13 protein-coding genes, 1 tRNA gene and 1 pseudogene are annotated in these 13188 nt (G+C 32.8%); 11 read left to right on the forward strand and 4 right to left on the reverse strand.

What is annotated here, in order from left to right:
- The first annotated feature begins 76 nt into the window (after positions 1–76).
- Positions 77–652 carry a UbiX family flavin prenyltransferase gene (locus FPB0191_RS04790; RefSeq protein ID WP_039106651.1) on the forward strand — a complete coding sequence of 192 codons (576 nt, stop codon included), beginning with the start codon at positions 77–79 and terminating at the stop codon, positions 650–652.
- A gap of 147 nt (positions 653–799) precedes the next feature.
- Positions 800–2095 (forward strand): 3-phosphoshikimate 1-carboxyvinyltransferase, encoded by a 1296-nt coding sequence (aroA, locus tag FPB0191_RS04795; RefSeq protein ID WP_039104401.1) that lies wholly within the window; start codon positions 800–802, stop codon positions 2093–2095.
- 71 nt (positions 2096–2166) lie between these two features.
- Here the strand turns inward: aroA and argE are convergent, their stop codons facing one another.
- Both argE and FPB0191_RS04805 read right to left on the reverse strand, forming a co-directional pair.
- Entirely contained in the window at positions 2167–3324 is a 1158-nt protein-coding gene (argE, locus tag FPB0191_RS04800; RefSeq protein WP_039106652.1) for an acetylornithine deacetylase, read from the reverse strand.
- A gap of 413 nt (positions 3325–3737) precedes the next feature.
- The gene (locus FPB0191_RS04805; RefSeq protein ID WP_052236767.1) at positions 3738–4103 is read right to left on the reverse strand and encodes a DUF4156 domain-containing protein; all 366 of its coding nucleotides are present in this window, start codon (positions 4101–4103) and stop codon (positions 3738–3740) included.
- Between the two features lie 229 nt (positions 4104–4332).
- Between FPB0191_RS04805 and FPB0191_RS04810 the strand changes: the two genes are divergently transcribed.
- From FPB0191_RS04810 to FPB0191_RS11645, 7 genes and pseudogenes are all read left to right on the forward strand, one after another.
- Positions 4333–4409: transfer RNA gene (locus FPB0191_RS04810), tRNA-Ile, on the forward strand.
- A 68-nt stretch (positions 4410–4477) separates the two neighbouring features.
- Positions 4478–5377: a ParA family protein gene (locus FPB0191_RS04815; RefSeq protein WP_052236768.1), complete on the forward strand. Its 900-nt coding sequence runs from the start codon at positions 4478–4480 to the stop codon at positions 5375–5377.
- A gap of 37 nt (positions 5378–5414) precedes the next feature.
- The gene (locus FPB0191_RS04820) at positions 5415–5873 is read left to right on the forward strand and encodes a DnaB-like helicase N-terminal domain-containing protein (RefSeq protein ID WP_039104402.1); all 459 of its coding nucleotides are present in this window, start codon (positions 5415–5417) and stop codon (positions 5871–5873) included.
- A 39-nt stretch (positions 5874–5912) separates the two neighbouring features.
- Positions 5913–6695: pseudogene (locus FPB0191_RS12340) on the forward strand (DnaB-like helicase C-terminal domain-containing protein).
- A gap of 117 nt (positions 6696–6812) precedes the next feature.
- Entirely contained in the window at positions 6813–7133 is a 321-nt protein-coding gene (locus FPB0191_RS04835) for a hypothetical protein (protein WP_039104405.1), read from the forward strand.
- A gap of 518 nt (positions 7134–7651) precedes the next feature.
- Positions 7652–8503 (forward strand): hypothetical protein, encoded by an 852-nt coding sequence (locus FPB0191_RS11640; RefSeq protein WP_162485152.1) that lies wholly within the window; start codon positions 7652–7654, stop codon positions 8501–8503.
- 27 nt (positions 8504–8530) lie between these two features.
- Positions 8531–9490 carry an LbetaH domain-containing protein gene (locus tag FPB0191_RS11645; RefSeq protein ID WP_052236770.1) on the forward strand — a complete coding sequence of 320 codons (960 nt, stop codon included), beginning with the start codon at positions 8531–8533 and terminating at the stop codon, positions 9488–9490.
- A gap of 336 nt (positions 9491–9826) precedes the next feature.
- Here the strand turns inward: FPB0191_RS11645 and FPB0191_RS04850 are convergent, their stop codons facing one another.
- Positions 9827–10915, reverse strand: coding sequence for an XRE family transcriptional regulator (locus FPB0191_RS04850; protein ID WP_052236771.1), 1089 nt, complete (start codon positions 10913–10915; stop codon positions 9827–9829).
- Positions 10896–11501 carry a hypothetical protein gene (locus tag FPB0191_RS04855; protein WP_052236772.1) on the reverse strand — a complete coding sequence of 202 codons (606 nt, stop codon included), beginning with the start codon at positions 11499–11501 and terminating at the stop codon, positions 10896–10898. The genes FPB0191_RS04850 and FPB0191_RS04855 overlap by 20 nt, the downstream gene beginning before the upstream one ends.
- A gap of 916 nt (positions 11502–12417) precedes the next feature.
- On the opposite strand from FPB0191_RS04855, the gene FPB0191_RS04860 reads away from it, so the two are divergent.
- Positions 12418–12894, forward strand: a complete 477-nt coding sequence (locus FPB0191_RS04860; protein WP_052236773.1) for a PTS sugar transporter subunit IIA — start codon at positions 12418–12420, stop codon at positions 12892–12894.
- A gap of 9 nt (positions 12895–12903) precedes the next feature.
- Complete coding sequence (locus tag FPB0191_RS04865; protein ID WP_039104407.1) at positions 12904–13182, forward strand: PTS sugar transporter subunit IIB; 279 nt, start codon at positions 12904–12906, stop codon at positions 13180–13182.
- Positions 13183–13188: the final 6 nt, after the last annotated feature.

Genomic DNA, 13188 nt, shown 5'->3' on the forward strand with positions numbered 1-13188 from the left:
ATAAAATCTAATTAATTGTTACGTTATACATAAAACTGTATAAATAAAATGACTCAATATAGTGAGGGATAATATGTTGCATATCATTGTAGCTATTACCGGTGCAACAGGTGCACCGTTGGCCGTTAAAGTAATACAACAATTAAAGGAACTGAATGTCAATGTTCATTTAGTTGTATCTAAATGGGGAAAGGTGACTATTAACCATGAATGTGATATCAGTTATCAGCAATTATGCGATATGGTTGATGTTGTCTATTCCAATCATGATCAAGGGGCAACTATTTCTAGTGGATCGTTTAAAACAGATGGTATGATTATTGTGCCATGTAGCATGAAAACATTAGCAGCAATACGTTGTGGGTTTGCCGATAATTTAATTAGTCGCGCAGCTGATGTGATTTTAAAAGAGCGTCGTAAATTGGTAATTGTTCCACGGGAAACACCATTAAGTACTATCCATCTTGACAATTTGCATTATTTATCACAATTAGGTGTTACGATCGTTCCACCCAATCCAGCATTTTATCATCAACCTAAAACCATTGATGATATATTAACTCATATTTCCGTACGAATTTTAGATCAATTTAATTTAACGCATCCCGCTGCTAAAATTTGGCAAGGATTAAATGCTACAGATAATAAATAATCATAATTAAAAATGATGATTATGAGTACATATGGCTATCAGTAAACCGTGATAAACCCACCAATCTAGCGGATGATGAATTTTATTGAGTTATCCGTGTATTCCTTCTACAATGCCAATTATATTTAATTAAATAAGAGAATATTGATGGCTGATTCTAATAATGCAATTACACTTCAACCGGTGAAAGTATTTTCCGGTACGATTAATCTACCGGGTTCCAAAAGCGTATCTAATCGGGCTTTATTACTCGCTGCCTTATCCGAAGGCGAAACTCGATTAACAAATTTATTAGACAGTGATGATGTGCGTTATATGCTTGATGCACTTACTGCTTTAGGCGTTCATTATCAATTGTCTGATGATAGAACGATTTGCGATATCACTGGTGTAGCCGGAGCTTTAAATGTAGATAAACCTTTAGAACTTTATCTGGGTAATGCAGGTACAGCAATGCGTCCACTGGCTGCTGCCTTATGTTTAGGTAATAATAATATTATTTTAACGGGCGAACCAAGAATGAAAGAACGCCCAATTAAGCATTTAGTTGATGCGTTACGTCAGGGTGGGGCAAAGATTGAGTATTTAGAAAATGAAGGTTATCCACCCTTACATCTTCATGGCGGATTTAGTGGTGGATCGATTCAAGTTGATGGTTCCGTATCAAGTCAGTTTTTAACAGCACTATTAATGGCTTCACCATTAGCACCAAAAGATACTGAAATCACCATTATTGGCGATTTAGTATCTAAACCTTATATAGATATTACGATTAACATGATGGCTACTTTTGGCGTTAAAGTTGACAATCTTAATTATCAAAAGTTTGTCATTAAAGGCGGTCAAAGTTACAAATCTCCAAAAAATTATCTTGTCGAGGGTGATGCCTCATCTGCCTCATATTTCTTAGCCGCTGCTGCTATAAAAGGCGGTACTGTTCGTGTAACTGGAATTGGCAAAAATAGTCTACAAGGTGATACACAATTTGCTCAAGTACTTGAAAAAATGGGTGCTACCATCACTATGGGAGATGATTACATTGAATGTAGTAAAGGTGAATTAAAAGGTATTGATATGGACATGAATCATATCCCTGATGCCGCGATGACCATAGCCACAACCGCATTATTTGCCAAAGGTTCGACATCTATTCGTAATATTTACAATTGGCGTGTTAAAGAGACCGACCGCTTAGTCGCAATGGCTACAGAATTACGGAAAGTAGGCGCAGAAGTGGAAGAAGGCTATGATTACATCACAATCACCCCGCCAGCGCAATTAAAACATGCTGAAATAGACACTTATAATGATCATCGTGTAGCAATGTGTTTTTCATTAGTCTCATTATCTGACACATCGGTGACGATATTAGATCCGAAATGCACCGCAAAAACCTTCCCAACCTATTTTGAGCAATTTGCTAGAATGAGTGAAATTAAATAATTATTCTAGGCTGACAAATACAACAACGCAGATTGGTAATGCAAACCTTTCTGCGTTTCATAGTGGTGCTCTTACTTACAAAACCGCGTAATAATCTTTTGTAATGTTTCTATGGTCGGTTTCAAAAATTCAGTAGAAACAAATTCATCGGGTTGATGAGCTTGTTCAATGGAACCAGGACCTAATACAATGGTTGGTGCAATTTGATTTAAAAAAGGTGCTTCGGTACTGTAATTGACGGTTTGTGCTTTCTGATTAACAAGTTTTTCCACTTCCATTAAAGCCGGATTGTCATGTTGGCATTCATAACCTGCTATGGGATCAACCTCATAATCAACTTTCAAACGACCCGGATAACGATCCATAATCGGTTTTAATGTTTGGCAGAGTAGATCATATAAAGACTGAATATCCATCTCTGGTAAGGCGCGAATATCCATAATTAATTCACAGCAACCACAAATACGATTAGCTGCATCACCACCTCTAATTATTCCTAAATTCATTGTTGGGTAAGGTACAGCAAAACTAGTATTATGGTATTCATCTTTTAACTTTTGTTTTAACTCCAATAATTTTCCAATAACTAAATGCATCACTTCAATGGCATTTATTCCTTTTTCTGGATCACTGGAATGACCTGATTTTCCTGTTATGCGGATAATGTTTGAAACAAAACCCTTATGAGCACGAATAGGAATTAAAGATGTAGGTTCACCAATTATCGTGCAATCGGGTTGCAATTGAGCGTGTTGGGCAAAGTAAGCTGCACCCGCCATCGTGATTTCTTCATCAGCTGTGGCTAAGATATGTAATGGTTTAGTCAATGATTTAAGATCAATACCACGTAAGGATTCCAAAATGAAGGCAAAAAAACCTTTCATATCTGCAGTTCCTAATCCATACCATTTGTTGTCTAATTCGGTTACTTTAAAAGGATCTTTCGTCCATAATCCCTCATCAAAAGGTACTGTATCAGTATGACCACTTAATAGTAATCCTCCTTGAGTAAGATTATCATTGTTACTATATGTAGCCAATAAGTTATATTTATCTCGCGTATTAGGAACTGAGGTAATTGTAGTTTTAAAACCTAAGTCATTAAACCAGTTAGCCAGTTTTTCAATTACCACTTTATTTGTACAATCTAATTTTCCATCAGTCACACTGCTAATGGTCGGGATAGTAATGAGCTCGTTATAAATTTGGATAAAAGAGGGTAGTTTCATAGTTGCATTTTTATTGTTAATCAATAGAGGGAATATCATACATTAAAAACATTTATCATTCATTAGATGATAATTATTTCCATTTCCCTAATATTGTTAGCAATAAATCAATATAATGATATTAATGAACAATTATCTTACCATTTTGATTATTATTCTTAATATAGACTTTATCTTAATAAAGCTTACAAAATCTCATTAATGCTATTCTGTTATTGAATTGAAATATTTGATGAAAAGACAGGTGATCAAAACCAATGTTATTAGGATTAAAATCATGGCAAGAGGTTTATTAATTAAAAATAAGTCATTTTGATCATTTTATTCTTGCATATTTTGATCAGAACAGAGGGATGTATAAAATTTGATTCCTAACAGCCTGAGATGTCAGGAATCTTTTATGTTATTGAAAATCATTTAGCAGGGCATTTATATACATCACCAGACATAACTGCATCTAATGGTGCAATTTCTGAGACATATTTCATACTGCTATCTTGAGCCTGATATATTGTATTACCACCTAAGGCTGCTGCTTTATTTAAAAGATCAGCAGCAGCATCTTTCATTAGTTCACTATGTGTTTTGTTGCCAGAGAAGAATGTATTCCGACGACCTTCTACACTTCCAAGAAATTGGCAATTATCAGCTGGTTTGGTATCAATGAAATGTACATTTTGTGCAGCAGGAGTCAATTGGTAATTTGAACTACAACCATCAAGTAATAATACAGCCCCTGAAGCGAAAGCGACAGCTAACAGCGTTTTTTTTAAAGACATATTGTTTTCCTTTTAAAGATCAGCAAAATTAACAGCATTTAGTAGATTATTGTATCAATTTAAATTATGAAAAAAAGATTAATTGCTCAACATTCAATTATAAAGTAAACAACTTTGTCAGTTTAGTAGAATAAATAATCAAACTATCACCTTTTTGTAAATAATGACTAGCAAAATAAATTTAACTCCATTATAATCGCAACCCATCAACAGAGATGTTCACACCTAAGGCCCCTTAGCTCAGTTGGTCAGAGCAGTCGACTCATAATCGATTGGTCACTGGTTCAAGTCCAGTAGGGGCCACCACTCATGTTTTATGATTTAACTCAAATAAAATTAATAAGTAATGTTTAATTTTACCGAGGGTTAATATCATGGAAAAACTAGCAGACATTATTACAATAGCAGATACCAAAGGTGGTACAACTAAATCTACTGTAGCGGTTCATATTGCAGCATTTTGTGCTCAATCAGGATTAAAAACACTATTAATTGATTTTGATTTAGAACAACCGACCTCTTGTTCTTATTTCCCGTTCGAAAATGAAGCACCTTGCGGTGTATATGAATTTATTGTTTTGCATGAGAGCAATCTTGATAAATTGATCTCAACAACAAAAATATCCAATCTATATGCTATGTCATCAAATAGTGTAAGACAAGAAATTATATCCAATTTAAAATCTTCGGCAGATAGCATTATACGTTTAAAATCATGTCTGAAATTAATACAATTTGAATATGATGTTATTATTATTGATACAGTCGGAACTATTGATCCAACTGTATCAATGGCTGTTTTAGCTGCTGATATAGTTCTTTCCCCACTTGATCCATCAATGCCAAGTGTAAAAGAATATTTGCGAGGTACTGTCAATAATTTATTCAAAAGTTTAATTCCTTTTAAAGATTACGGCTTAAGATTGCCCTCTATTTTTACTTTTTTCAATCGTGTTGAAGAGAGTAATGATTGCAAAAGGATTATGGAACTATTTAAACACAGTATTACTAAATTATCCGATGTTACTTCACTCTATAATCTTACAATTCTAAATAAACACATAAAAAAACAGAATAGTTATAGAGTTGCAGCATCACTTGGTATCCCTTCATTTCAAAGCTATTCTGAAAATGATAAAACAGCAGTACATCCATATAAGATAACTAAGCAACAAGCACAAGCTGTAATAGAAGATATCCATTACCTCTGTACTAATATTTTGCCTAGTTTTAAGGCTAATTTCGATGCATTTGTTTTAAGCAAAATAGCTTAATTATATTCTACTATTTTGTATCGTAAGGAGTGTATCGATGTCTAAATCTATTCACAGCACTGAAGTTGAACAAGCAATAATTGGGTCAATATTAATTAATAATGAACTCATTGATAATACAGTTGATTTAACTGATGATGATTTCTATTTGACGCAACATAAGATTATATTTAGTGCTATTTTAAACCTAGTTAACAATTCTAAAAATGCTGACATAATTACAGTATTAGAAGCATTAACAGATGCACAATTAAAGAGTTGCGGAGGAATAGCTTATATTGCTGAACTTACTAAAATACCAAGTACACTTAATTTTCAGCATTATTTTTCAATATTACGTAATTATACCAAAGCACGCAAAATCAACACGATTATTAACTATTCACTCAAAGAGCTATCAAATCTGGTTTTTATTGATGTGAATAGTAGTGATCAGCTAGACGCAAAAATAGAAACTGATTTATTAAACTTTATAACAAATTTCATGAAAAAATAGATTATCTATTCCTGAATTAATCGATAATTTTATTGTTTTTTGGAAGAAGAGAAATCACCATTCATATCTACAGGATTTATAGATTTAGATAATAAAATTGGAGGTTTAGAATCAGAAGGAATAACTGTAGTTGGTGCTTGTCCGGCAATGGGAAAAACTGCGTGGCTAATGTCACTTATAAGATATTACATTCAAGAAAAAACTAATCAACAAAATCAAAAAATTAAACCCATTTTTATTTTTAGCTTAGAAATGGATGCGCAGTCACTAATGATGCGCATTATATCCATTTTATTTGACGTCTCATTCATTGATATTAAGAACAAATACATTGATGAAAATGATTACAGTAAGATCACAAATGCAGTAAATTTATTAATAAGATTTAAATGTGCCAATAACCAAAACGCACTCATTATTGATGATGCTCATTTTACACCTGCAATATTGAGACGAAAACTACAACGTTAAATTCGTTTATACGGTTCACCTGAATTTGTTGCTATTGATTATATACAACTAATGACTTTAGGCACAAATCATTCTGAAAACAGGGCAGTTGAACTCAGCACAATAAGCAGAGAGCTCAAAATACAAGCTAAAGATTTTTCAATACCATTATTGCTACTGGCACAACTTAATCGCTCTCCTGATAACCGAACGGATAAACGTCCAATCATGTCAGATTTTAAAGAATCTGGTGCAATCGAACAAGATGCAACAAATGTGATTTTACTCTATCAAGAAGAAATTTGTAACGAGAACTCGGATTCGAAAGGGATAGGTGAATTTATAATTGCTAAAGCCGTAATGCATCTATAGGAAGTGTCAAAGTCCAATTTAATGGAGCATGTATGCATTATAGTAACTTAGTTAAAGGAAAAATACTAAATAATTGAAACAAAACAAAAAAACTCATATGATATTTTAACTGAAAGAATGAATTCCGGATTTCCTGATGGAGAGCAAGACACAAAGAGTATTGGAATTAATGAAATGCCACTAACGATTTCGATCGATGAATTGGATAAAAGTTTAGTATTGTCTCGTAAAAAACGTAACGCTCTCTATGATGATATTAAGGCATCAATTAGAGAAAAAGGTTTAGATCATGCTCCAGTTATAACAAAAATGCCTAGTCAAGATGCATATGTGATATTAGATGGAGGTAATACTAGATTACAAATCTTAAAAGAGCTGTATCAAGAAACTGGTGATAAAAAATTTTATTATATAAATTGTATTTTTAGTCCATGGTAAGGGGGAACTTAAATTCATCGTTGGGCATTTAATTGAAAACGGGCTACGAGATGATTACACATTATTGAAAAATCAATTGGTATTTTAAAAGCTAAAAAACGATATATCGTCTGCTGTTGATTTAAAATCCGATCCTGAAATTCAACGAGTAATACAAACTTACTGTGATAGGATTTGTATTATTAGCTATATTCAGAGCATTGATTCGGCTCGTAACAAGAGGACTGTTTTTATCTCGGAGTTGATTGATTTTAGTGGTATAGAAAAACTATTTATTTAAAAAAATAACAATAAATGGGTAAATTATTCTAAACAAAGAGGATATAAATATGCCTAATAAAAAATATGAATTAACTAATGATACCAAAGAATTCAATGGTATAACCTGCTATAGAATTATTGCGCTCAGAGATATAACAACCAAAAGGGGAATTGTAACAAAAGGGACTATAGGGGGATATGTCCAGAGTGAAAAAAATCTCTCCCAATCTGGAGAATCTTGGATAGCCGACAATGCTATGGTTATTGGTAATGCTACTGTATTGCGTTCGGCTCTTATCTATGATGATGCTTGTATTTCTGATTCGGCTTGTATAACAGGTTCAGCAATAGTCCGAGGTAATGCTTGCGTCAGTGGTGATGCTTATATCACTGATTCGGTTACAGTAAATGAATCAGCTCATATCACTGACTCGGCTCGTATCAAGGGGTCTGCTTTTATCAGGGATAGGGTTTATATTGGTGGTTCTGCTTACATTACTGATAGTGCTCAAATATTTCAAACGGCTCGTATTGAAGGTTCAGCTAGTATCCATGGCTCGGCAGTTATAATGGAGAATGCACTTATCGATGGCGAAGCTATTGTCGGTAGTTCTGCCTTTGTCAGTGGTAATGTTCATATCACTGATTCGGCTGATATATTTGGTTCTGCCAGTATCATTAATTCAGTTTGTATAGGTGGTTCAGTTAAAATTGGTGGGACAGCCATTGTTCGTGGTTTAGCTAACATTTCTGGTAAGGTATTTATTCGTGGTGACACGGTGATTGAAGATGATGCTGTTATAACTGAATCAAAAGACATTATCAATATTTCTCCCTTCATTTTGAAGCACGATAGTTTAACCGTATTTAGATGTAGATCCGATTCCATTAAGGTTTTGTTATGTAGACATGATAGTCACATGGAGAATGAATTTAGCGGAGCTTTAAACGATTTGAGCAAATATATCGAAAATATAAGGAAAGGGAATGTATTTAATGGAACTTTAGACGAATTTGAAAAGTATATCGAAGAATTGAATTACTCTCCCAATTATATTGAGAAGTATAGAGCTGCTATTAATTTCATAAAAATAACAATAGATGGGTAAATTATTCTAAACAAAGAGGATATAAATATGCCTAATAAAAAATATGAATTAACTAATGATACCAAAGAATTCAATGGTATAACCTGCTATAGAATTATTGCGCTCAGAGATATAACAACCATAAGAGGAATTGTAACAAAAGGGACTATAGGGGGATATGTCCAGAGTGAAAAAAATCTCTCCCAATCTGGAGAATCTTGGATAGCCGATAATGCTATGGTTGTCGGTAATGCTACTGTTTTGTGTTCGGCTTTTATCTATGGTAAAGCTTGTATTTCTGATTCGGCTTGTATAACAGGTTCAGCAATAATCCGAGATAATGCTTGCGTCAGTGGTGATGCTTATATCACTGATTCGGTTACTGTAAATGAATCAGCTCATATCACTGACTCGGCTCGTATCGAGGGTGCTGTTTATATCAAGCAGTATGCTCATGTAGGAGGTAATGCTTGCATAAGACATAACGCTCGTATCTTTAATTCGGCTCGTATCGAAGGTTCAGCTTGGGTCGAAGGCTCGGCAGTTATAAAGGGGAATGCACTTATTGATGGCAATGCTCGTGTATGTGATTCAACTATTATATCTTGCAATACTCATATCACTGATTCGGCTATTATAGCCGGTTCTGCCGGTATCATTAATTCAGCTTGTATTTGTGGTTCAGTTACTATTGGTGGAACAGCCATTATTAGTGGGACAGCCATTATTGGTGGTTCAGCTAATATTTCTGGTGAGGAAAGGATTCGTGGTGACATGAAGATTAAAGATAATACTGTTATAACTATTTCTCCCTTCATTTTTGACTACGATTATTTAACCGTATTTAGGGACAGCTCCGAATCAATTAAATTTTCGTTGATAACGGATCAATTTGAAGGGACTGTAGACGAATTTGAAAAGTATATCGAAGAATTGAATTACGCTCCCAATTATATTGAGCAGTATAGAGCTGCTATTAATTTCATAAAAATAACAATAGATGGGTAAATTATTCTAAACAAAGAGGATATAAATATGCCTAATAAAAAATATGAATTAACTAATGACAACAAAGAATTCAATGGTATAACCTGTTATAGAATTGTTCAATATCTATCATTTTAAGAATAATCGAAGTGATAATTAATGAGTCCTGCATTTAAATGAACATATTTATTCACTATATCTAACGTCATTACCAATTATTATTACATATTCCAATATAAAGCTAATACGTATACTATTTAATCAGTATAGTATAATTTAGTTAAATAAATTGTTAGTAGAGAAAACAGAGTGGTTTCAAAATTTTTGATATGATAAAACCGCCGAAGCGGTTTATGATTAGTTAACTATTCTAAATGTGGGCTTATTAGGCTTTAAGTTGTAAAGCTGTTCAATTTCTTTAGATGATAAAAATAATGTTTTAGCTATATCTTCCAAATCATAATCCAATTCATTTTTCATATAATTTAATATAGCAGTTATAAGAGTAGGCCTTTCTCCAAGTATTTCAATTGTAACTGGCTCATTTATCCTATAACCCCGTGCGGACATTTGTCTCCATAAATAATTATCTTGTCCCGCGTTTGTAGTTTTAAGAGTTTTAGCTCTATAAATTAGTGATCCCATAGAAGCCCGCCAGAAAGGTTTCAAATAAGCAGCCTTTTCTATAGTCATCTCTTTTAAGTCTGATTTTATATCCGATGCTGGCATTAAAAATTCTGCTGCAAATCGATCTGCTTCCTCTTCCATTGTTGGAGTTGGAATTCTATGCATGACTAAATGTCCCAGCTCGTGCGCTAGAGTAAATCTATATCTATCTTGAGATTGGTTTTTATTAATAAAAATTAAAGGGGGTAAACCAGATATATAATAACTCACTCCCGATAGTCCGGTACTTTCCATATCACAGTCCATTACTATACAACCGGCTCGTTCTAAAGCTGAAATGATATTTTTGATTGGACCAGACGGTAGATGCCATGCTTTTCTTACATTTTTAGCGATCTCTTCAACATTTCCGTCATAATCATCAAGATCATATTGTGGGAATATATATTCTGGCTCGAAATCAATAAATTCAAGTAGTTTACGCAAATGAATTATTCTAATATTGATCTCGGCTACCAATTTATCTAACACCTTTACGCTAATAGATGCTTTTTTCCTATACATAGGCGTCGCGCTTAAAGGACCACCATATAATCTTGATTTTTGGAAAAATAAAGATTTAGGGCACTCTAAAGCAGACGAAAATAAATTTATTTGTTCGTCAGTAATAGGCTTCAAACCTTGCTCTATTTTTGATAAAGTACCTTGAGTAATACTAACTCTTAAGGCTAATTCTTTTTGGCTTAGCCCTAGCATTTTTCTTCTTAGCTCAATCATTTCAGGGTGAATTAATTCACTCTCATTCATTAGCTTTGTCATTTACAACCTTATGTTTCTTAGCAATATCTGTTTTGGGTTTAATCACAGTATTAGATACATTATTATCAACGTAATGGTGTTCAGATTCAATATTTGAAGGCGTAATATTTGAGTTAGTTATATCAATTGCCCAAACAGTAGTCTTCCCCTTGCTTTGAGTTAAGAGAACTTTATTTATTCCAACACCATTATCATTTAATAAGTAGATTAATTCTAATCGCACAATACCTCCAAACATGTCAATTTCCGGATCATGGTAGTTTAGTGCTGATTGAGTCGGGTAGTTTGATGTTCTAAAACTTTTGTCTCCTTTTTTGAATCGAATAAAATATTTATCATTTACAAGTAAACCTTGAATATATGGAATTTTAGCATAACAAATATTAGGGTATTTATTACTATCTATCTCTTTCCTTATTGAATACAGAAAATCGTTCCAGAGTGAGCAAGCGCGATATCGCGAGTTCTGCATTCTGGGTGCACCACCTGTTAACCAATAATTCCAAGCTTCATGACATGACTTATTGAATAATTCGTAAAACGGTTCTAAATTTTTGTGTGCTTCTTCTTTTGTTATTAATGACATATAAAATTTCCTAAATTCCTTATAGTACTATATTATCACTAACAATTTTATTAACAACAAAATATTCTTAAAAATATTCCAAATTTTATTACATATTATAAATCAATACATTATTTTTTAAGGCTAGGTCACATATATAATTGCTTTGGTTGATAATTGTGCAATAAGTTATGCGAAAGGTTCGCAAAAATCTTTTGGATACTATCAATTCTTGGAATTAAGAATAGACTTTCCATTTTTGGTGAGTAAGGTATGTCACTCTGTCAAAAATGAATGGTAAATGATGGAAAGATCAGTATATTTTTTAATTTAATGGATGTCTTAATAATAATCGTAATGGAGAAGATATTATAATTAGTTAAAACTTTAGTGACATATTTGTTCATTGTTAGCATAACTAATAATATTTAATTATCTCACTCATCATACTTTATGTGATATTCAGAAAATGGTCTGAATATGCCACAAAAAATAAATAAAATTATAATTATTTACAACAAATTAAAGTAGACATAAGAATTAGCGATTTTCGAAATCTAACAACACTTCCGGTTTTTATCGCCCATAAACATTAAATCAAATACTATCCTAGTACAAAAAAAGAGAGGATAATTATTCATAGAAAGAATAAATATGAAAAAACTTGTATCAAAATCAAAAATTAAATTCAATCATTAATCAAATAAAATCCGCTTCGGCGGTTTTTTTATGTCTGAAATAATCACCTTTCTAATATTGAAAAATATTCTCCCTATCATGCGCAATAACATGGATATTATTTGGAATCAAATCCATTAGTCACTTTTATCTTAATTTCCTACAATTAATCCCATTAATTTAGAAAGATTTAATTCTGTTAAAGGCAAATAAGCAACGCTTTAATCTATTTGCTAATTACCTAATGATGGAGGATGAAATGAGGAATGAATCTAATAACAGAATATTTCATGAAGATTTGATTCTTTTAGATCAAGATTTTCAGAACACCGACCAATTTTTTGAAACTACATTTTCCATTTTACGCGTTGGTGGTTATGTGAATGACTCTTTTTTGAATGCAATAAAAAAAAGAGAAGCTTCTTTTCCAACAGCTTTACCAACCGCTCCCTATGTTATAGCAATGCCCCATACCGACGTTGAACATATTATTAAACCATTCATTTTTTTTACGCGAGCTAAAAACACCATTCCATGGTGTGAAATGGCAAACAATGACCATATTTTACAGGCAAATTTTGTTTTTTTACTGGGATTTAATGAAAAAGATGGACACATTGATTTATTGCAGAAACTGATGTCTTGTTTCGTTAATACGTGTCTTTTGGATGCACTTTATCACACAAAATCAAAAAATGAGACCTTAACCTTACTGACATCAAATATAAATTTATAAGGAGAGATTATGAAAAAAGTTATTGTTGCATGCGGAAGTGGTGTTGCTACATCACAAACTGTTGCCAGTAAAGTCACTCGTTTATTAAAAGAGCGTCACCTTGATAATATCAAGGTAGAAGTTGTCGATCTTAAATCGGTCGATACCCATATAAAAACTAGTGCCGCTTATATCGCGATTACAAAAGTTGAAAAAGCATATCCTATACCAGTAATTAATGGAATTGCATTTTTAACAGGAATGAATATGGACGCAGAGCTACAAAAAATCATTGATGCCTGTAAATAGGAGTAC

The organism is Frischella perrara (genome assembly GCF_000807275.1).
Classification (GTDB): Bacteria; Pseudomonadota; Gammaproteobacteria; order Enterobacterales; family Orbaceae; genus Frischella; species Frischella perrara.